Origin of the sequence: Bifidobacterium italicum (genome assembly GCF_002286915.1) — a bacterium.
In the GTDB taxonomy this organism is placed as follows: domain Bacteria; phylum Actinomycetota; class Actinomycetes; order Actinomycetales; family Bifidobacteriaceae; genus Bifidobacterium; species Bifidobacterium italicum.
The window spans coordinates 22,903-42,855 of the sequence record NZ_MVOG01000006.1 but is presented as its reverse complement, the minus strand read 5'-3'; the positions used below and the strand labels follow the sequence as shown (position 1 = coordinate 42,855).

Below are 19,953 nucleotides of genomic sequence, written 5' to 3'. Positions count from 1 at the left end.
GGCGAGCCGTGTGCGCGGCGGCGACGATGTCATAGACGCTTTTTACACTGACGGTTATGACTGATAGCGAAGACATCTCCATCAGCGCCAATCTCACCCCCCTCCCCGACCGCGTAGGCGTGGACGGTCTCGAGGACAAGTGGCGCGGCGTCTGGGACGAAGACGGCACCTACACATTCCACAACCCCGGCGAGCGCAGCGCCGTCTATTCGATCGACACGCCGCCGCCCACCGTCTCCGGCCATCTGCACGTCGGCCATGTGTTCTCGTACACGCACACCGACATCATCGCGCGTTACAAGCGCATGAACGGCTTCGAGGTCCTCTACCCGATGGGCTGGGACGACAACGGCCTGCCGACCGAGCGTCGCGTGCAGAACTACTACGGCGTGCGCGTCGACACGTCGCTGCCCTACGATCCCGATTTCAAACCGCCGTTCGAAGGCACCGAGGGCAAGAAGATCCAGGCGAAGGACCAGGTGCCGTGCTCGCGTCGCAACTTCATCGAGCTGTGCGAGCGCCTCACCGCGCAGGACGAGAAGCTCTTCGAGAACCTGTGGCGCCGTCTCGGCCTGTCGATCGACTGGTCGCAGACCTACCACACGATCGGCGAGCATCCGCGCCGCGTCGCGCAGAAGGCGTTCCTGCGCAACCTCGCGCGCGGCGAGGCCTATCAGAAGGACGCGCCGGGCCTGTGGGACGTCACGTTCCAGACGGCCGTCGCGCAGGCGGAGCTCGAATCGCGCGAATACCCGGGCTTCTACCACCGCATCGCGTTCCGTTTCGAGGACGGCACGCCGATCTACATCGAGACGACGCGCCCCGAGCTGCTCTCCGCATGCGTCGCGCTCATCGCGCATCCGGACGACGAACGCTACAAGCCGTACTTCGGCAAGATGGTGACGTCGCCACTCTACAACGTCGAGGTCCCGATCCTCGCCCACCCGGCCGCCGAGATGGACAAGGGCGCCGGCATCGCGATGTGCTGCACCTTCGGCGACATGACCGACGTCGAATGGTGGCGCGACCTGCATCTGCCGACCCGTTCGATCATCCAGCGCAACGGCCGCATCATCATGGACACGCCGGACTGGATCCGCGACGCGCAGGGCCGCGAACGCTTCGCCGCGATCGAAGGCAAGACGACGTTCTCGGCGCGCAAGGAGGTCGTCGAGCAGCTGCAGGCGGCCGGCGACATGGACGGCGAGCCGAAGCCGACGATGCGTATGACGAACTTCTACGAGAAGGGCGACAAGCCGCTCGAGATCGTCACCTCCCGCCAGTGGTACCTCGAGAACGGCGGCACGAACAAGCGCCTCAACGCCGAACTCATCGAACGCGGCAAGGAGCTCAACTTCTACCCCGACTTCATGCGCGTGCGCTACGAGAACTGGGTGCACGGCCTCAACGGCGACTGGCTGATCTCGCGCCAGCGCTTCTTCGGCGTCCCGTTCCCGCTGTGGTACGCGCTCGACGAGCACGGTGAGCCGGACTACGCGAATCCGTTGACGCCGAGCGAGGACCGTCTGCCGATCGACCCGTCGATCGACGTGCCGGAGGGCTACAGCGAGGAGCAGCGTAACCAGCCGAACGGCTTCATGGCCGAACCGGACATCATGGACACGTGGGCGACGTCGTCGCTGACGCCGCAGATCGTCACGAAGTGGGCGGAACCGGGCGCGGAGAACGAGTCGTTCTTCAAGTCGACGTTCCCGATGGACCTGCGCCCGCAGGGACAGGACATCATCCGCACCTGGCTGTTCAGCACGATCGACCGCGCCGACCTCGAGAACCACTGCCTGCCGTGGGCGAACGCGACGCTTTCGGGCTGGATCCTCGACCCCGACCACAAGAAGATGTCGAAGTCGAAGGGCAACGTCGTCGTCCCGAACGAGCCGATCGAGAAGTTCGGCGCCGACGCCGTGCGCTACTGGGCGGCCTCGGCACGCCTCGGCCTCGACGCGACCTACGACGAGGGCCAGATGAAGATCGGCCGCAGGCTCGCGATCAAGCTGCTCAACGCGACGAAGTTCGCGCTCGCGATCGGCCGTGAGGACGAGAACCACCATGTCGGCGAGGCGGCGACGGCCACATGGAATCCGCAGGACGTCACCGAACCGCTCGACCGCGCCGCGATGGCGAAGATGGCGAAGGTCGTCTACGACGCGACCGAATCGCTTGAGAACTACGAGCATTCGAAGGCGCTCGAGGCGATCGAGGACTTCTTCTGGCAGTTCTGCGACGACTACATCGAACTCGTCAAGAACCGCGCCTACGGCACGGCCGAGTCGACCGGCAGCACGCCGAGCCCGCAGGCCGTCAAGTCGGCGCGCACGACGCTCGGCCTCGGCCTGGACGCCTTCGCACGTCTGCTCGCGCCGTTCCTGCCGTACACGACCGAAGAGGTGTGGAGCTGGATGCATGCCGGCGAAGGCTCTGTGCACCGCGCGCCGTGGCCGAAGCCGCTGACCTATGCGGCGGCCGCATTCAAGGCGTCGCCGGACCTGCTCGCGCAGGCCGGGCAGGCGCTCACGGCGCTGCGCGGCATCAAGTCGAAGGCGAAGGTCTCGATGAAGACGCCGATCCTGTCCGTCATGCTCAACGTCAACGACGAGCTGCACGACGCGCTCGTGCCGGCGCTCGGCGACATCGCCGAGGCGGCGCGCGTGACCGGCCGGATCACGCTGCGCAAGGCGAGCGATCTGATGGAGAAGTACGCGCGCCCGAAGGACGGCGCCTCCGATGATGCCGCCCCGGCCGAAACGACCGAGGAGGAGACGATCATCGTCTCCGACAGCGAGCTCGGCGAGCCGCCGGCCAAGAAGCCGAAGCAGTGAGCAGCACATCCAGCGCTGTTTAAGGGGATGGCCCCCGGAACCCCATTCGGTTCCGGGGGCCATCCCCTATGTGTGCGACCGTTGCGGGTGCACACTGCACCCGCAACGGTCGCCAACTGCACGGTCCGTGACCGTCACGGCCGCCATCCGCACCCGGAACGGTCGGAAAACGTCCGCTTTGCGAACGCAGCCGGTGCGACATGCACCGAGCATGGTCGCAAAGCCCCTCCCCGGCGACTGCGATCGCCGCGACCCGCACCCCGAACGGTCGGATCTCAGTGCGCGCCGCGCACGATCAGGAAACGTGTGTCGAGGACGTCGCCAGAGCGCGTCGACGTGACCTGACCGGCGAGCGCGCCGCCGTCCGCGAGCTCTCCGGCCGTCGCGTCGAGCGCCGGCCTGACCGACGCGATGCGCACCGTCTCGTCGATGGACGGCTGCATATCAGGTGCGATGAACGTGCGTCCCCACGGGTTCGCGTCGACGAGCGCCATCCACTGGTCCTCGGAGATCGTCTTCGACGCCTGCCGCGGCTGGCCGCCATCGCCCGGCTTCCCGGCGGTGGCGCCGTCCCCGCCGCCACCGCCGCCGATCGAGGAGGTCACCGATCCGGCGTATTTCGAGATCTCGGCCGCCGCATCGTTGGCCGAAGGCGTCACGAGCGTCGACATGTCCTTCGCACCATGCGTCGCCTGCTGCTGTTTCTCGGCGTCGGCGATGCGGGACGCGCGCCGCGCACGCGCCTGACCGCCGAGCGGGTCTCGCAGCCACTGTTCGTATGTCGCGCGCATCAGCGGCGAATCGCGCAGGACCGGCTGCAGCTGCATGCGCACGTCCACGTCGGCGCCCTCCGCGCCGCCGTCGGCGAGTTCGTCGGGGAAACGCTGCAGGATCTGCTCGGCCGCGTTCGCCGCGCCGGTGTGCTCGCGCGCCGAGGCGAGCGTCGCCATCGCCGCGTCGACGCCGGCCATGTCGTCGCCGAGCGTCCCTGCGCCGTTGCGCGCGTTCGTCGCCGCGATCGCCTCGGCCGAGGCCGCGCCGGCGCGCGCGAGGTCGCCGCCGGTCAGGTCGTTGAGTTCGGAGGTGTAGACGTCGGTGTAGGCCATCGAATACGGGATCATCGCACGCGACAGCTGCCCCTGGCCGTCCGCGTACATCTGCGCGCCGATGCGCGCCTGTTCGCCGGCCGTCCGTTTGAGGTCGTCGGCCAGTCCGTCCGTGCCCTGCTGACGGATGCGCGTGATGATCCGGTCGACCTCGTCGGCGGCGCCGATGTGCTGGTAGGCGTCGGAGACGTCGTTGACGGCCGTCGCCAGCGCGGTGACGGCGTGCGCGAGCGGCGTGTCCCCGTTGAGTTCGCCGGCGGTGCCCATCAACGCAGTCATCTGCGTCTTCGTGCCGATCGAGCCGGACAGATGGTTCGTGTAGGAGCCGACATAGGCGGCCATGTAGTCGCGGAAGGCCCGCTGATGCGCCTTCGTGAGCTCGGCGATCCGCTGCTCGGCGAGCGCGCGCTCCTGATCGCGCAGTTGCGTCAGCGTCGCAAGGAACGCGGCGTTCGCGCCGTCGTCCTCGGACCGTCCGCGTTGCCTGTTGACCGCTTCGGTGAGCGTCGACGATTGCGCGCCGAGCGCGCGCAGCCCATCGCCGTAGGCCGTCGCCGAGTCCGCGGACAATGCGGCCACGGCGATGTCGCCCATCGAGAACTTCGTCGCCTCGACGAAGACGCGCATGTCGAGCGTTTCCCCGGGCGCGGCCGTCGACGAGACGACGATCGCGTCGCCGCGTCTGGCGATCGCGACGCCGTCGCCGGCGCCCACATCCTTCACGGCCTGCGCCGGCAACGTGAACGTCGTGAACAACCGTAGCTGGCGCGCGTAGCGGCGCATGGACCCGTCGGCGCGCATGTCCGGCGCGACATGCACATGGATCTGCACGGTGCCGTCGGCGCCCCACAACGCGTCGGCGTCGACGTTCGGCCCGTTGAGCGCATAGTCGACGTCGATCGTCCACGGCAGCCGTCCGCGCGCCGTCATCGACGTCACGTTGCCGCCATCCGGCGTCTCGAGGTAGTAGCGGCGCGCGCCGCCGGCGGCGGCCGTCGTGAACACGTCGTGCCGCGTGAAGCGCGATGCGGCCTCGTCGGCCGATGCGACGGCTGCCGCGGCCTGCCCGCAGGCGTGGACGACGGCGACGACGCACGGCGCGGCCGTGCATGCCGCCACCGTCGCCGCCGCGCATAACCGCATCCATGCTCGTCGCATCCCGTGCTCCCTCCGCAGTCCCGACCGTCGCGTCATCGAGCGAAGGCAGCCCTTCGGGCCGCCTTCGTCTGCACCTTGGCGTCTCCACCCTAGTCGCAGCCGCCGAGGCCGCCTCCTCCGTCGGCGAAGCGCCCCGCCGTCAGGCGAAGACGTCGAGGACGCCGGCGTCGCCTCCCGCCTCGGCGATGCGGCGATGGCGCCGCTTCGTCTCGGTCACGACGAATTCACGGTACTGTTCGGCGATCTCGACGTCGAGGCCGGCCCCCTGCGCGACGAGGCGCAACCGCTGCATCTGCTGCTCCTCGCGCGCGTAGTCGGCGGCGGCGAATCCCGCGCGCGCCTTGAGCGCCCCCACCTGCGCCGTCGCCTTGAACCGTTCGGCGAGCAACGCGACGATCGCCATGTCGATGTTGTCGATCGATGCGCGCAACGTGTCGATACGTTCGACGATGCGTTGCATCTGGGGGTCGTCCGATTGTGCGAAGGCGTCGATGTCGGTCGCCTCCTCGCGCGCGTCGGCGCGCCAGCCATCCTCCGTGGTAGTCATGGGTTCCACCTTAGCGCATCGACGGCCGATATGCGGCGGACGGGGACGCATGGCGATGCGCCATGCGTCCCCGTCCGCCGCATATCGGCCGTCCGTATCCGCGAGGGCCGCGGATCAGTTGCCGTTGAGCGTGTTGCCGCCCTGCTGCACGAGCGCCGCGAAGAAATCGCGGTTCGTCATCGTCTTCTTCAGACGCGGCACGAGCGTCTGGTAGGCCTGCTCCGGCTCGAGGCCGCCGAGCAGACGGCGCAGGCGGTAGATGATCGGCAGCGTCTGCGGATCGGTGATGAGCTCCTCGCGGCGCGTGCCGGACGCGTTGACGTCGACGGCGGGGAACATGCGCTTGTCGGCGAGTTCGCGGCTCAGTCGCAGCTCCATGTTGCCGGTGCCCTTGAATTCCTCGAAGATGACCTCGTCCATCTTCGAGCCGGTCTCGACGAGCGCCGACGAGATGATCGTCAGCGAGCCGCCGTTCTCGATGTTGCGCGCCGCGCCGAAGAACTTCTTCGGCGGGTAGAGCGCCTGCGCGTCGACGCCGCCGGACAGGATGCGTCCCGACGCCGGTGCGGCGATGTTGTAGGCGCGCGCCAGACGCGTCATCGAATCGAGCAGGACGACGACGTCCTGACCGAGTTCGACGAGGCGCTTCGCGCGTTCGATCGCGAGTTCGGCGACGGTCGTGTGGTCGGAGGCGGGGCGGTCGAAGGTCGACGAGATGACCTCGCCCTGCACGGTGCGCTCCATGTCGGTGACCTCTTCGGGACGTTCGTCGACGAGCACGACCATCAGATAGACCTCGGGGTTGTTCGTCGCGATCGCGTTCGCGATGTTCTGCAGCGTGATCGTCTTGCCGGCCTTCGGCGGCGAGACGATCAGGCCGCGCTGGCCCTTGCCGATCGGCGAGACGATGTCGATGAGGCGCCCGGTCAGGCGGTTCGCCGTCGTCTCCATCTTGAGCCGTTCATTCGGATAGAGCGGCGTGAGCTTGCTGAACTGCGGGCGTCGGGCGGCCTCCTCGACGCTCATGCCGTTGATCGAATCGATCGACTGCAGCGGCACGAACTTCTGGCGCTGGTTGCGGCGGTCGCCCTCGTGCGGCGTGCGGATCGAGCCTTTGACGGCGTCGCCCTTGCGCAGGCCGTACTTCTTGACCTGCCCCATGCTCACGTAGACGTCGTTCGGGCCCGGCAGATAGCCGGAGGTGCGGATGAACGCGTAGGAGTCGAGCACGTCGACGATGCCGGCGACCGGCACGAGGTCGTCGCGCTGCGCGTTAGCGTCGTCGTGGCGGTTCTCGTTGTCGCGGCCGCGTCCGCGGCGGTTGTTGCCGCGCTCGTTGCGGTCATTGCGGTTGTTGTTGCGATCGTTGCGGTCGCCACGGCCGCGGCGCGTCTCGCGCTGGTCGTCGTGGCCGTGCGCCGGCACGCCCGGCAGCGCATCGAGGATCTCGTCAAGGTTGATGCTCTCGCCGGAGGGCTGCGCCGGCATACGGCGGTGGGCGCCGCGCTGGTCGTCGTGGCCGCGGCGCGGACGGCGCTTCGGCTGGTCGTCGAATTCGAAGGAGGACTGCTGCTGCCCGGACTGTCCGGAGGCCGCCTCGTCGCGGCGCTTGCGCACGCGGCGGGCGGTGACGTGCATCTCCATGTTGCTTTCCGGCTTCGGCTCGTCGATGACGATCTTCGTCGACGAGGCCGGCTCCTCCGGGGCCGCCTGCGCATGCGCGGCGCGCGCCGCCGTCTTCGCTCGCTCATCCGCTGCCGGAGCCACGGCGGCCGGCTCCTCCGGCGTCGCGGTCTTGCGCTCCTGCTTGGCCGGCTTCGGCACGCGCACGGTGACCCCCGCCGGCGCCGCCTCGCCGTTGCGTGCGGCCTGCAACGTTGCAAGCAATTCGCCCTTGCGCATCGTCGAGACGCCGCGCAGGCCCATCTGCTTGGCGAGCTCCTTGAGCTCGGGAAGCTTCATGTCTTCTAGTTTCGAGGTTGTGACCACTTGGTTGTGCCTTTCTTCGGCCATCCGCCCAGATACGGCGCGACGGCTTCACACAGGGTTTGCGAATATATGAACATATACGGAAAGCACATATGTCATGCGTCATATGTTCGCGAAAGGAAACGCCCGAATTCATATCGGACAGGACACACCTTAGCCGGAACGCACGACGACGCGCGCGGCGCCGTGTCCCCTGCGGGGCGCCGGCACGCCCATACGGTTCCGGGCGGTCCCATGCGCGCAGGCATGGCGGACCGCCCGGAATCCGTCAGTCACTTGGATTCGTGATAGGACTTGTCGGTGTTGACCGACCAGATGTTCTCCTTCGTCGGCTTGCCGGACTTGATGTTGCCGACGGCCTCGATCGCCGTCGCCATCGAATGGTCCATGTTGTTGTAGCGGTGCTGGCCGTTGCGGCCGACGCAGTACAGGTTGCCGAAGGAGTCGAGGTAGTCGACGACGGCCGGCATCTCGTCATAGGTGTCGAAGTACGCCGGATACGCCTTCTTGACGCGTTCGCGGTGGGCGTCGAGCACCTCGTGCGAGCCGTTGATGACGCCCATGCGCGTCAGCTCGCTGATCGCGAAGCGCGTCGCCTCCTCGTCGCTCATGTTCCAGAAGTCGTCGCCCTCCTCGCAGAAGTACTCGAGGCCGATCCAGACGGTGTCGTCGACGTCCTTGACGAGGTAGGGGCTCCAGTTGTTGAAGATCTGCAGGCGGCCGACCTTGTAGCCGGGATCCTGCACGTAGATCCAGCAGTCCGGCACGATCGGCGGGTTGCCGAGCGTCGGGATGTCGGTCGTGTTCCTGAGCTTGAGGTGCTTGACGAGCAGTCCGACGGTGACGAAGTCGCGGTACGGCAGGCCGTCGGCGATGCGCACGATGTCCTTCGGCGCATGCGCGTCGCCGTCGTCGATCGCCTCGACGAGGTCCTTGATCGGCATCGACGAGATGAACTCGTCGGCCGTCAGCGTCGTGCGCACGCCGTGCTCGTCCTCGTAGACGAGCGACGCGATCCTGCCGTCATGCTGGTCGAGTTCGACGACCTTCGCGCCCTTGATGATCGTGACGCCGGCGTCCTCGGCGTTGCGCGCGACGGTCTCCCACAGCTGGCCCGGGCCGAGCTTGGGGTACCAGAACTCCTCGATGAGCGACGTCTCGACCTCCTCGGCGTCGCGCTTCTTCGGCAGCAGCTTGCGGAACGCGTTCTTGAGCACGCCCATGATGCTCAGTCCCTTGACGCGCTGCGAGCCCCAGTCGGCCGAGATGACCGACGGATGGCGCCCCCAGAGCTTCTCGGTGTAGCCTTCGAAGAACATCGAGTACAGCTTGCGGCCGAAGCGGTTGATGTAGAAGTTCTCGAGGTTGTCCTCGGGCAGCTTGTGGAACACCGATTTGAGGTACGAGCAGCCGGCCACGACGGTGAGCTTCGGCCCCATCGCCTTCAACGTGTTCATCGACAGCGAAATCGGGTAGTCGAAGAAATGCTTGTTCCAGAAGATCCGCGAGACGCGGTGGCGCTTGAGCATGACCTTGTCGGTCTTCTCCGGGTCCGGGCCGCCCGGCTCGAGCTCGTGCACGCGGCCGAGCTTCCTGTCGTCGTAGGACGGGGCGCCCTGCAGCGGCAGCGTCTCCTCCCACCAACGCATGATGCGCTCGTCCTTCGAGAAGAAGCGGTGGCCGCCGATGTCCATGCGGTTGCCGTCGTGCTTGACGGTGCGCGCGATGCCGCCGAATTCCTGCGATTCCTCGAGGAGGGTGACGTCGTACTTGTCCGCGCCGCCGTCCTTGACGAGCTCCCAGGCGGCCGTGAGGCCGGCGGGGCCGCCGCCGATGATCACTACGGTTTGCTTGTCAGACACGTTCACGTTCTCCTTCAACACTGGTTCTTCCGATTGATCGCTGCTGAAAACATTCGCATCGCGCATCCTCGCGCCGGTACCGCGCAAGTCATGGGATTGTCATGCGCATGGATATAGCGCGCTTCGCAGCAGTCTAGTGCCTCCCATGGCCATAGAAGGCCATGGGAGGCACGGGTTCACGACCTCGGACGCTCAGATGCCGTCGGGGATGTCGATGTCGCTCTTCTGCACCTCTTCGACGTTGACGTCCTTGAAGGTCACGATGCGCACGTTCTTGACGAAGCGGTTCGAACGGTAGACGTCCCACACCCATGCGTCGGAGAGCTGCACGTCGAAGTAGACGTCCTGCCCGGCCGAGCGGACGTTGAAGTCCACTTTGTTCGCCAGATAGAAGCGGCGTTCCGTCTCGACGACGTAGGTGAACAGTTTGATGACGTCGCGGTATTCCTTGTACAACGCCAGTTCGGCGTCGGTCTCATAGTTGTCGAGGTCTTCGGCGCTCATGGTTGCTCGCTCGTGCTCCTGTCCTTCGTGTCCGTGGTCTTCGTTCACTCGCCGTCGTGCGGGGCCGCGCCGTGGCGGTTGCGGTCGCGCCCCAGCGTGCGCCACCACGCCTTCTTCGACGTGTTGCGTTCCGCGTTGTTGTACGGCCATGCGTTCTCGGCGTCGACGTCGTCGCCGGCGATGCGTTCGGCGTCGCGGTGCAGCGTCTCGCCGAGCGTCGGCGCCTGCTCGGCGTCATGCGCCGCCTGACGGGCGGCGTCGGCGAGACGCTGGCGTTCGTCGTCGAGGTCCTTGAGCAGGCCGGCCTCGCGCAGCTCCTGCTTCTTGATCGCCATCGAATGCTGGTGGAGCGACAGCGCCTTCTCCATGCCCGGGTTCGACGTGATGACGTGCATGCCGAAGGCGTCCATCGCGCGCACCGGGTCGAACTCGTCGACGAGCGTGTCGAGCACGTTGAGGTCCTGGTACTTGCCGAGGCGGTTGTCCCACAGCGCGTCGCGCGACGTGCCCGACGGCACGAAGCCGAGCGACTGGTAGACGGAGAACGTGCGTGTGTTCTTCTCGGGCACGGCCACCCAGATGCGGTGCAGCCCGAGCCCCTCCGGCTGCTCGGCGAAGCCGTAGGTCATGACGCGCGGCATCGCGTCGCGCGAATAGCCGCGGCCGCGGAAGTCCTTGCCGAGCACGACCTGGATGCGCGCCGACCGCGCCCAGCCGTCGATGTCGATCAGGAAGATCATGCCGAGGAACTCGGTCGCGTTGTCCGCGTTGACGGCCTCGTCGTTGTCGTCGGGCGTCGTCATCAGCGCCCATGCGATCGTGCGGCGGTGTTCGGGGTCGTCGACGCCGCCGCCGACGTCGGCTCCCTGCGTCCACGCCTCCGAACGGCGCACCCAGGCGTGCACGGCCGCACGCTCCGCCACGCGGTCCTTGCCGGTGATGCCTGACGCGTTCACGTAGGCGTCAAGCTTGTCCATGAGCGGCAGGTCCTGCGATGTGGCCGGCCGCAGATACACCATCTCCCCCAGAATGTCGGGAATCGTGATACGCGTGGGCAGCACGCGCGACCGTTCCCGTTCCTCCTCGCGACGTTCATCACTGTGCGTCATGTTGTTCCTTTTTTGTTTGGCGACTGGAGCGTTCTCCCATGCTCTCCAGTCTTGCCATTGTAGTGTACGCCCATGTCCTCGGCGTCGGCGCGTCCACATACGCATCGGGGCGGCGGACACGATCGATGTCCGCCGCCCCGGCCTGCGTGGGCGATTGCCGAAGTGCTCAGCCCTTGATCTTCTCGAGGACGATCTTCGTGACGGCCTTCGCGTCCGCCTGGCCCTTCGTCGCGCGCATGACGGCGCCGATGATTGCGCCCATCGGCTTCATGTTGCCGCCCTTGAGCTTTTCGACGACGTCCGGGTTGGCGTCGAGCGCCTCCTGGACGGCTGCCTGCAGCGCACCGTCGTCGGAGACGACCTTGAAGCCGTGCTTCTCGACGATCTCGGCCGGCGAGCCTTCGCCGGCGAGCACGAGGCTCACCGTCTGCTTGGCGAGCTTGTCGTTGAGCTTGCCGTCGGCGATGAGCCGCTCGACGTCGGCGACCGCCTGCGCGTCGATCGGCAGCTCCTCGAGGCTGACGCCCTTGGCGTTCGCCTCGCGTGAGAGCTCGCCGAGCCACCACTTCTTCGCGCCCGACGGCGTCGCGCCGAGCTTGACGGTCTCCTCGATCAGGTCGAGCGCGTCGGCGTTGATGACGTCGCGCATCTCGGTGTCGGAGAACTTCCATTCGCCCTTGAGGCGGTTGCGGCGCTCGCGCGGCATCTCCGGCATGACCTTGCGGATCTCCTCGACGTGCTCCGGCGTGATGTGGAGCATGACGAGGTCCGGGTCCGGGAAGTAGCGGTAGTCGTCGGCGTCGGACTTGACGCGGCCGCCGGCCGTCGACTGCGAGGCCTCGTCCCAGTGGCGCGTCTCCTGCAGGATCTCGCCGCCGTCCTCGAGGATCGCGGCCTGACGGCGGATCTCGTACTGGATCGTGCGTTCGATGCCGCGGAACGAATTGACGTTCTTCGTCTCGGAGCGCGTGCCGAAGGGATCGGACGGGTCGCGGCGCAGCGAGACGTTGACGTCGGCGCGCATGTTGCCCTGCTCCATGCGGGCGTGCGAGATGTTGAGCGCACGCACGATATCGCGGATCGCGCGCATGTAGGCGCCTGCGATCTCCGGAGCGCGGTCGCCCGCGCCCTCGATCGGCTTCGTCACGATCTCGATGAGCGGCACGCCCGCGCGGTTGTAGTCGACGAGCGAATGGTCGGCGCCCTCGATGCGGCCGTCGGCGCCGCCGACGTGCGTGTTCTTGCCGGCGTCGTCCTCGATGTGCGCGCGTTCGATCGGCACGCGGAACACGGTGCCGTCCTCGAGCTCGACGTCGAGATAGCCCTCGCCGTTCGTCGGCTTGTCGTATTGCGAGATCTGGTAGTCGCGCGGCATGTCGGGGTAGAAGTAGTTCTTGCGGGCGAACTGGCTCCACTCGTTGATCTGGCAGTGCAGCGCGAGGCCGAGCTTGATCGCGTAGTCGACGGCGGCCGCGTTGACGACCGGCAGCGAGCCCGGCAGGCCGAGGCTCACCGGCGTCAGCTCGGTGTTCGGCTCGGCGCCGAAGGAGATCGGGGCCGGGCAGAACAGCTTCGTGTTCGTGGACAGCTCGACGTGCGTCTCCAGACCGATGACCGGATCGAACTTCTTGACGGCTTCGGAATACTTCATCAATTTTTCAGCCATAATATTCTCTTCCTGTCACCCTTACTTGTTGAGTCCATCGAGCCACGGCGTCCTGAGCGACCGCCAGATCGGGCCGTTCCAGTCCTCCTCGAGCGCGGCCTCGAGCGCGGCGGCCGGCTTGTACATGACCTCGTCGCGCTGCTGCGGCGCGATGAACTGGAATCCGACCGGCAGGCCGTCGTCGGACAGACCGGCCGGGATGCTCATCGCAGGCACGCCGGCGAGGTTCGCCGGGATCGTCGCGATGTCGTTCATGTACATCGCGAGCGGATCGTCCATCTTCTCGCCGAACTTGAACGCCGTCGACGGGCTCGTCGGGGAGACGAGGACGTCGGCCTGCTCGAAGGCCTTGCGGAAGTCGTCGATGATGAGCGTGCGCACCTTCTGCGCCGAGCCGTACCAGGCGTCGTAGTAGCCGGCGGACAGCGCGTAGGTGCCGAGGATGATGCGGCGCTTGACCTCGTCGCCGAAGCCGGCCTCACGGGTGTAGGCCATCATGTTCGCGGCCGTCTGCGGCACGTCCTCGGGCGGCATGACGCGCAGACCGTAGCGCATGCCGTCGTAGCGGGCGAGATTCGAGCTGACCTCGGACGGCATGATGATGTAGTAGGCGCCGAGCGCGTACTTGAAGTGCGGGCACGAGACCTCGACGACTTCGGCGCCCATCGCCTCGAGCTTCTTGACGGCCTCATGGAAGCGCGCCTCGACGCCCGGCTGGAAGCCGTCGCCGTTGAGCTCCTTGACGAGGCCGACCTTCATGCCCTTGAGGTCGCGGTTGTTCAGGCCGTCGCGGGCGGCGGCGACCATCGGACGCGGGCCTTCGGGGATCGACGTCGAATCGCGGCGGTCATGGCCGCCGATGATCTCCTGCAGCAGCGCCGAGTCGAGGACGGTGCGCGAGACCGGACCGATCTGGTCGAGCGACGACGCCATCGCGATCGCGCCGAAGCGGGAGACGCCGCCGTAGGTCGGCTTGACGCCGACGGTGCCGGTGAGCGCGCCGGGCTGGCGGATCGATCCGCCGGTGTCGGTGCCGAGCGCGAGCGGCGCCTCGAAGGCGCCGACGGCCGCCGCGGAGCCGCCGCCGGAGCCGCCGGGCACACGCTCGACGTCCCACGGGTTCGACGTGCGCTGGAAGGCCGAATGCTCGGTCGACGAGCCCTGCGCGAACTCGTCGAGATTCGTCTTGCCGAGGATCGGCATATGCGCGGCCTTGAGCTTCTCGATGACGGTCGCATCGTACGGCGGGACCCAGCCTTCGAGGATGCGGGAGGCGGCGGTCGTCTCGATGCCCTTCGTCACGATCATGTCCTTGATCGCGATCGGGACGCCGGCGAGCTCGGGCAGCTCCGCCTTCTCGTCGTCGGACAGGTCGTCGAAGGCGTCGGCCTGCTCGAGCGCGGCCTCGCCGGCGACCTTGAGGAAGGCCTTGATGCTCGGCTCGGCGGCGTCGATGACGTCGAGCTCGGCGGCCACGAGGTCGCGGCTCGAGATCTCCTTGGCGCGCAGCTTGGCCGCCATCTCGGTTGCGGACAGCTTGACGAGTTCGTTCTGGTCGGTCATCTCACTCCTCCCCCAGGATCTGCGGCGCGACGAACATGCCGTCCTCGGTCGCCGGCGCCGCGGCGAGCACTTCGGATTGGTCGAGCGGCTTGACCGGCACATCGGGGCGCAGATAGGCCTCGAGCGGCACCGGGTTGGCGGTCGGCGGCACGTCGTCCGTCGCGACCTCCTGGACCGAATTGATCGATTCGGCGATGACGTTGAGCTCGCTCTGCATGCGGGTGATTTCCTCGTCGGTGAGCGCGATTCGGGCGAGATCGCCCAAATGCATGATTTCTTCACGTGTGAATGTAGGCATGCCTCCCACTATACGAACCAAATGTGACGAGGCGCATGCAAGCGGCACGATGCGCGATGCGGCGACCCCGGACCCCCGCCCGCGGTCGCCGCATCACCGCCGCGCCGTCACTTCACGTCGCGCCGGCACACCACCAGCACGCCGACGGCGTACAGGACGACGCTCCAGGCGACGAAGATCGCACCGGCCGCGCCCCACGACGGCTGGAACGGCCGCGCGCCGTCGACGAGCATGATCGACGCCGCGTCGTTCGCGAGGGAGCTCGCGCCGCCGCCGACGAAGATCGACAACGCGTTCGCCGGCAGGCAGTTGTTGACCGACGTGATCCACAGGTAGCGTCGTCCGAGCAGCTGCGTCATCTGCAACACCGACGGCACGATCGTGTACAGCACGACGACACACAGCACGCCGCCCACGGTCGAGCGGCAGATCGCGCCGAACCCCATCGCGAGCACGGCCGCAAAGGCCATCATCACCGGCAGTCCGAGCAATGTGACGACCGGCATCGCCGCCGGCGTCTGGCTCGCGCCGGTCGTCAGATGGGAGCTGACCATCGCCGCGGCCACGCCCCACGCGAGCAGCACGCCGACGAGGGAAGCGAGGAAGGTGACGGCGGCGACGACGAGCGCCTTCGCATGCATGAACATCGCGCGGCGCGGGTCCACGGTGAGCGACGAGACGATCGACGACGAGCTGAACTCGCCCGTCAGCGCCATGACGCCGAGGATGCCGACGATGACGAGCACGTTGCCGGCGCCGGAGCTCGCCGTCGACCAGATGTCCTCATGCCCGACCGGCATGTTCTCGTTGGCGAGCATCGAGAGCAGCCAGCCCATCATCAGGCTGTTGATCAGCAGGAACGCGATCGCGAGCACGCCGAGCACATAGGTCGACGTCGCGCTCCAAATCTTGCACCATTCGGCGCGCAGCGCGCCGCCGAAGGTCAGTCGCGCCGCGCGCGGCGCATGCGGCTGGGTCGTTGCGGTCGCGCTCATCGCGCACCTCCGTTCGTCGTCGGGTGGGTCGGGTTCGTCATCACCGGCATCGCGGCCGGCGTCATCTGCGCGGACGGCATCGCCGGCTGCCGCGCGCCGATCGGCGTCGCGACGTACTGCGCGTGCGCGTGCGTGAGCTCCATGTACGCCTGCTCGAGCGAGACCTGCTCGCGCGCGAAGCGGTAAGTGACGATCCGGTTGGCGGCGAAGCCCCGGGCGACGGCCTCGAGGTCGGCGCCCTCGATCATGAACGCGCGCGCGTCGCGCGGATAGCCGTCCGCGAGCGCCGTCTCTGCGACACGTACGCCGGGCGAATGCGCGAACATCGCAGCAGCTTGTCGGCGTCCGGCGTGACGACCGAGATCAGCGGCCGTGAATGCTCGGCGACGAAATCGGCGACCGGCGTGCATCGCAGGATGCTGCCATGGCCGATGATGACGAGCGTGTCCGCCGTGAGCGCCACCTCGCTCATCAGATGCGAGCTGAGCAGCACGGCGCGTCCGGCGGCGGCGCTGTTGCGGCACAGGTCGCGCACCCACTTGACGCCTTCGGCGTCGAGGCCGTTCACCGGTTCGTCGAGTACGAGGTTCCTCGGGTCGCCGAGCATCGCGGCGGCGATCGCCAGGCGCTGGCCCATGCCCAGCGAGAAACGGCCGGCCTTCGTCGTGCGCGCGCTCGCCAGTCCGGTCAGATCGAGCACCTCGTCGACGCGCGACTTCGGGATGTTGTTCGTGTATGCGAGCGATTTGAGATACGCGTAGGCCGTGCGGTTCTTCGGCGCGCAGCGGGCGTCGAGGACGGCGCCGACGCTCGCCATCGGGGCCCGGTGCTTCGCGTACGGGACGCCGTCGACGAGCGCGGCGCCTTCATCGGGCGCGATCAGACCGAGCAGGATGCGCATCGTCGTCGATTTGCCTGCGCCGTTGGGTCCGACGAAGCCGGTGACGACGCCGTCGGGCGCCGTGAAGCTGACGTGGTCGAGTATTGGTTTGGCGCCGAATGATTTGCAGACGCCGTTGAATTCCATCATGAGGCCTCATCGTAGCAAGCGCATGGCGGTCGATGCGGCACGCGCCCACGATGCGGCATGCGCATCGCCCGTTCGGCGACGCGCCGACGCCCGTCGCCGGTCACACAACCGCGTGCTGTGTACAGTGTCCATCCGATCACACAACCGCGTGCTGTGTACAGCGTCCATCCGATCACACAGCCGCGTGCTGTGTGATCCAGGCATGCATCGTCACGGCGGCGGCGGCGCCGGCGTTGATCGAACGCACCGAGCCGAATTGGCTGATGTAGACGACGTCGTCGGCGAGTTCGAGCGCCTTGTCGGACAGCCCCGGGCCTTCGGCGCCGAACAGCAGCAGGCAGCGCTCGGGGAAGCGGTAGGTCTCGATCGGCACGGCGCCGTCGATGATGTCCATCGCGATGACCTTCGCGCCTTCGGCGATATGCAGGTCGCGCCGCGCATACTGTAGTTCGCGGCGCACGACCTCCTCGGTGAGGGTGCCGGCGTTGAACGCGCGCACGATCGCGTCGATGCGAAAGAGCGCTTCCTCGCGTTCGTATGCAATGCGCCGCCGCCAGTCGTCGACGCAGGCCTGAATCGACGGATGGTTGACGACGTGCTGGTACAGCTCGGTCATCAACGCGCCTTTGCGGTTCCATTTGTGCGGACCGACGATGTGCACGCGGTTCGCCGTGAACGCGTTCGCCGTGCGCACCATCGATCCGATGTTGAAATCATGCGTCCAGTTTTCGATCGCCACTTCGAACAGATGGCGGCCGTGGCCGTCGAGGTCGGCGCGGATCGCGTCGACGCTCCAGTAGCGGTAGCGGTCGAGCACGTTGCGACGGTCGCCGTCGTCGAGCAGCGCCGCGTCGTAGCGCGCGTCGTCGGGACGCGGCTCGCCCGGATGCTCCTGCTCCCACGGGCCCACGCCCACCTCACGGAACGAAGGCTCACCCGAGGCCTTCGCCGCCACATCGATCGGATTCGGTTCGTGCATCTGCGCCACGCTCACCTTCGCGTCATGCCGGCGGCCGCTCAGTGCAGCTCGGATTCGCGGAAGGTCTCGACGAACGGCACTTCGGTCGTCTCGCCGCTGACCGGATCGACGACGCGCACCGTCGGACGTTCCATGTCGACGCCGCCGATGAGCGACGTGATCGCGACGACCTCGGCGCCCTGCGCGTCGACGACGCCGAAATCGAGGCTCAGTTCGTTGCCGTTGCGCAACGTGACGAGCGACGACGTCTGTACATAGGATTTCTCGGACAGCCACGAGTCGACGAGGATGACGCGCCTGCCGCTGATCGACGGGCCCTTCGTGGCCGGATAGACGAAGTCCATGACGAAACCGTCGAGGGCCTCGCCGCGCGAGGCCGCGGCGTGCATCATCGAGCAGACGATCGGCACGGCGGCCGCCGTCAGCGCGCCGACGGCGTCGAAATCGTCGATCGCATACCCCTGCTCCTCGAGTGTGTCGAGCATGATGTGGCCGATCAGCGATGCGCCGCGATGGTCGAAGGTGACCGGCGACAGCTCGGAGAACGGGCGGTCGGCCATATGGGCGCGCAGCAACGTCCTGAGCTGGTCGCGCGGCTCCATCAGCGCGAAGGCGGCCTCGTCGGTCGCGGCCGGCGCGGCGCCCTCGTCGCGTCGGGAGGCGGATGCGGTCTTGCGGAACGTAGAGGCTTCTTCACTCATGTACGCCAGCGTAGCCGTGCGCCCCGTCAAATCGGGCGCGGGCGCCCGTCGTGCGGGAGTCGCGCGCCGCGGGGCCGTCGCGCATACCATCGCGTACAGTGGTGATGTCGAAACGAGTTGGTGTTGCCGGTCATCGGCAGGGTCACGCAAAGCCCAGGGGGCGAGTATGGGATTGAATCTGTTCATCGCGGTGGTCTGCGTCGTCGTGGCGCTGCTGCTCACGTTCCTGACGATCCGGTTCTTCTTCGGCGCCGAGGCGCGCGCCGCCGACGCCGAATCCGGCGCCTTCCGCGACCAGCCGGAGCAGGAGCCGGTGCATGCCGGCGACACGTTGCGCACACGCCGCTCCGACAACGCCGCGAGCGTGCGCCTGCTCACAGCGCAGGTGATCGTCGCCGCCGTGCTGACGCTGCTCGTCGTCATCCCCGACCTGCTGCATCTGATGAACCCGTCGATGATCCCCGGTTGGCTGATCGCGCCGTGGCTGCAGGCGATCATCATCACGCCGGTCATGTTCTACAGCGGCTACCCTATCCACATCGACGGCTGGTCGGCGATCCGCCGTCGCGTGCCGAACATGAACTCGCTCGCGGCCGTCGGCGCGACCGCCGCCTACGTCTACAGCCTGCTCGTGTGCTTCGCCGAGGACGTGCTGCCCGACTCGATGCACGACGTCTACTTCCAGGTGACCGGCGTCCTCATCACGCTCGTGCTGCTCGCGCGTCTGATGAGCGACCGCTGGCTGCCGCGCCGCGCCGCGTTCCCGCTGCAGACGAAGGTCAACCGCCTGTCGCGCGTCCTCGTGCCGGTCGTCTTCCTGATCGCCGTATGGACCTTCGTCGTCTGGATGATCCTCGGCCGGCAACCCGCCTTCGCACGCGCGTTGCTGATGGGGATCGACGTCCTGATCATCGCCTGCCCGGTCGCGCTCGGCTGGGCGGCGCCGCTCGCCGCGACCTTCGCGACCGACCGTGCGCGCCGCACCGGCATGCGTGTCCTGACGACGAGCGCGCTGCAGCAGGCGAAGGACGTGCGCGCCGTCGTCATCTCGTCGGCGCTCGCCGATGCTTCACGTGAAACCATCGACGCGCTGCTCGACCGGGGCATGGGCGTCGACGTCATCGCCACCGGCGACGCGGACGACGCGGTGCGTCTCATCGACGAGCGCCGCGCGAGACTCGACATCGACGGCGCGACGGCCGCGCTGATGTTCGTCGGCGACGGCTCGGAGGACGTCGCGGTCCGCAACGCCGCCGACATCGCCGTCGTCGTCACGAAGGACGCCGACGCGACGTTCCGCCATGCCGACGTCGTCACCGACACGGCCGGCTGCTCCTGCGTCCCGCCGCTGATCCGACTGTCGAAGGCGATGGTGCGCAACATCCAGGAGAATCTGGTCTGGGCCTTCGTCTTCAACCTCATCGGCATCCCGATCGCCGCCGGCGTCCTCTACCCCTTCACCGGCTGGACGCTCGACCCGAGCCTCGCCGGGCTGGCGATGTTCCTGTCGTCGCTCGCCGTGCTGCTCAACGCGCTGCGGCTGCGACGCGCGCACATCGACCGCTGACCCGATACGGCGATGCCCCGGTCGGATGCCTGAGGACAGGCA

Annotated in this window: 16 protein-coding genes and 1 pseudogene; 2 read left to right on the top strand and 15 right to left on the bottom strand. The window is 67.5% G+C overall.

Annotated features, from left to right (window positions below):
• The first annotated feature begins 56 nt into the window (after positions 1-56).
• Positions 57-2,837: a valine--tRNA ligase gene (gene valS, locus B1400_RS02810; protein WP_095612945.1), complete on the top strand. Its 2,781-nt coding sequence runs from the start codon at positions 57-59 to the stop codon at positions 2,835-2,837.
• Positions 2,838-3,112: 275 nt separating this feature from the next.
• Here the strand turns inward: valS and B1400_RS02805 are convergent, their stop codons facing one another.
• The 15 genes and pseudogenes from B1400_RS02805 to B1400_RS02745 all read right to left on the bottom strand — a co-directional run bounded on the left by B1400_RS02805 (position 3,113) and on the right by B1400_RS02745 (position 18,344).
• Entirely contained in the window at positions 3,113-5,101 is a 1,989-nt protein-coding gene (locus tag B1400_RS02805; RefSeq protein WP_157909620.1) for a tubuliform spidroin, read from the bottom strand.
• A 139-nt stretch (positions 5,102-5,240) separates the two neighbouring features.
• Positions 5,241-5,648 carry a chorismate mutase gene (locus B1400_RS02800; RefSeq protein WP_095612943.1) on the bottom strand — a complete coding sequence of 136 codons (408 nt, stop codon included), beginning with the start codon at positions 5,646-5,648 and terminating at the stop codon, positions 5,241-5,243.
• 114 nt (positions 5,649-5,762) lie between these two features.
• Positions 5,763-7,610, bottom strand: coding sequence for a transcription termination factor Rho (rho, locus tag B1400_RS02795; RefSeq protein WP_235607287.1), 1,848 nt, complete (start codon positions 7,608-7,610; stop codon positions 5,763-5,765).
• Between the two features lie 299 nt (positions 7,611-7,909).
• Positions 7,910-9,499: an NAD(P)/FAD-dependent oxidoreductase gene (locus B1400_RS02790; RefSeq protein WP_095612956.1), complete on the bottom strand. Its 1,590-nt coding sequence runs from the start codon at positions 9,497-9,499 to the stop codon at positions 7,910-7,912.
• A gap of 192 nt (positions 9,500-9,691) precedes the next feature.
• Positions 9,692-10,003 (bottom strand): DUF2469 domain-containing protein, encoded by a 312-nt coding sequence (locus B1400_RS02785; RefSeq protein WP_026645432.1) that lies wholly within the window; start codon positions 10,001-10,003, stop codon positions 9,692-9,694.
• Between the two features lie 44 nt (positions 10,004-10,047).
• Positions 10,048-11,112, bottom strand: a complete 1,065-nt coding sequence (locus B1400_RS02780; RefSeq protein ID WP_095612941.1) for a GNAT family N-acetyltransferase — start codon at positions 11,110-11,112, stop codon at positions 10,048-10,050.
• 166 nt (positions 11,113-11,278) lie between these two features.
• On the bottom strand, positions 11,279-12,778 hold the full coding sequence (gatB, locus tag B1400_RS02775) for an Asp-tRNA(Asn)/Glu-tRNA(Gln) amidotransferase subunit GatB (RefSeq protein ID WP_095612940.1): 1,500 nt from the start codon (positions 12,776-12,778) through the stop codon (positions 11,279-11,281).
• Between the two features lie 21 nt (positions 12,779-12,799).
• Positions 12,800-14,341 (bottom strand): Asp-tRNA(Asn)/Glu-tRNA(Gln) amidotransferase subunit GatA, encoded by a 1,542-nt coding sequence (gene gatA / locus B1400_RS02770; protein WP_095612939.1) that lies wholly within the window; start codon positions 14,339-14,341, stop codon positions 12,800-12,802.
• 1 nt (position 14,342) lies between these two features.
• Positions 14,343-14,639 (bottom strand): Asp-tRNA(Asn)/Glu-tRNA(Gln) amidotransferase subunit GatC, encoded by a 297-nt coding sequence (gene gatC / locus B1400_RS02765; RefSeq protein WP_024540231.1) that lies wholly within the window; start codon positions 14,637-14,639, stop codon positions 14,343-14,345.
• Positions 14,640-14,746: 107 nt separating this feature from the next.
• A complete protein-coding gene (locus B1400_RS02760) occupies positions 14,747-15,634 on the bottom strand; it encodes an ABC transporter permease (RefSeq protein WP_235607286.1) in 888 nt (295 codons plus the stop codon).
• A complete protein-coding gene (locus B1400_RS09910) occupies positions 15,631-15,882 on the bottom strand; it encodes a hypothetical protein (protein WP_235607285.1) in 252 nt (83 codons plus the stop codon). Before B1400_RS09910 ends, B1400_RS02760 begins: the two co-directional genes overlap by 4 nt.
• Positions 15,879-16,664, bottom strand: a complete 786-nt coding sequence (locus B1400_RS02755; RefSeq protein WP_235607284.1) for an ABC transporter ATP-binding protein — start codon at positions 16,662-16,664, stop codon at positions 15,879-15,881. The genes B1400_RS09910 and B1400_RS02755 overlap by 4 nt, the downstream gene beginning before the upstream one ends.
• Before the next feature lie 172 nt (positions 16,665-16,836).
• Entirely contained in the window at positions 16,837-17,124 is a 288-nt protein-coding gene (locus B1400_RS10130; protein WP_407641059.1) for a TrmH family RNA methyltransferase, read from the bottom strand.
• A gap of 72 nt (positions 17,125-17,196) precedes the next feature.
• Positions 17,197-17,643: pseudogene (locus B1400_RS10125) on the bottom strand (TrmH family RNA methyltransferase); the annotation flags it as partial.
• Positions 17,644-17,681: 38 nt separating this feature from the next.
• Positions 17,682-18,344 carry a type I phosphoribosyltransferase gene (locus tag B1400_RS02745; RefSeq protein ID WP_095612938.1) on the bottom strand — a complete coding sequence of 221 codons (663 nt, stop codon included), beginning with the start codon at positions 18,342-18,344 and terminating at the stop codon, positions 17,682-17,684.
• Positions 18,345-18,510: 166 nt separating this feature from the next.
• Between B1400_RS02745 and B1400_RS02740 the strand changes: the two genes are divergently transcribed.
• Positions 18,511-19,911, top strand: a complete 1,401-nt coding sequence (locus B1400_RS02740) for a P-type ATPase (RefSeq protein ID WP_095612937.1) — start codon at positions 18,511-18,513, stop codon at positions 19,909-19,911.
• Positions 19,912-19,953 lie beyond the last annotated feature (42 nt).

Coding starts and splice junctions, on each gene's coding strand:
- B1400_RS02755 (WP_235607284.1), bottom strand. CDS start 16,664: ATGATGGAATTCAACGGCGTCTGCAAATCATTCGGCGCCAAACCAATA.
- valS (WP_095612945.1), top strand. CDS start 57: ATGACTGATAGCGAAGACATCTCCATCAGCGCCAATCTCACCCCCCTC.
- B1400_RS02745 (WP_095612938.1), bottom strand. CDS start 18,344: ATGAGTGAAGAAGCCTCTACGTTCCGCAAGACCGCATCCGCCTCCCGA.
- gatC (WP_024540231.1), bottom strand. CDS start 14,639: ATGCCTACATTCACACGTGAAGAAATCATGCATTTGGGCGATCTCGCC.
- gatA (WP_095612939.1), bottom strand. CDS start 14,341: ATGACCGACCAGAACGAACTCGTCAAGCTGTCCGCAACCGAGATGGCG.
- B1400_RS02805 (WP_157909620.1), bottom strand. CDS start 5,101: ATGCGACGAGCATGGATGCGGTTATGCGCGGCGGCGACGGTGGCGGCA.
- rho (WP_235607287.1), bottom strand. CDS start 7,610: ATGAAGCTTCCCGAGCTCAAGGAGCTCGCCAAGCAGATGGGCCTGCGC.
- B1400_RS02800 (WP_095612943.1), bottom strand. CDS start 5,648: ATGACTACCACGGAGGATGGCTGGCGCGCCGACGCGCGCGAGGAGGCG.
- B1400_RS02785 (WP_026645432.1), bottom strand. CDS start 10,003: ATGAGCGCCGAAGACCTCGACAACTATGAGACCGACGCCGAACTGGCG.
- B1400_RS02780 (WP_095612941.1), bottom strand. CDS start 11,112: ATGACGCACAGTGATGAACGTCGCGAGGAGGAACGGGAACGGTCGCGC.
- B1400_RS02740 (WP_095612937.1), top strand. CDS start 18,511: ATGGGATTGAATCTGTTCATCGCGGTGGTCTGCGTCGTCGTGGCGCTG.
- gatB (WP_095612940.1), bottom strand. CDS start 12,778: ATGGCTGAAAAATTGATGAAGTATTCCGAAGCCGTCAAGAAGTTCGAT.
- B1400_RS02760 (WP_235607286.1), bottom strand. CDS start 15,634: ATGAGCGCGACCGCAACGACCCAGCCGCATGCGCCGCGCGCGGCGCGA.
- B1400_RS09910 (WP_235607285.1), bottom strand. CDS start 15,882: ATGATCGAGGGCGCCGACCTCGAGGCCGTCGCCCGGGGCTTCGCCGCC.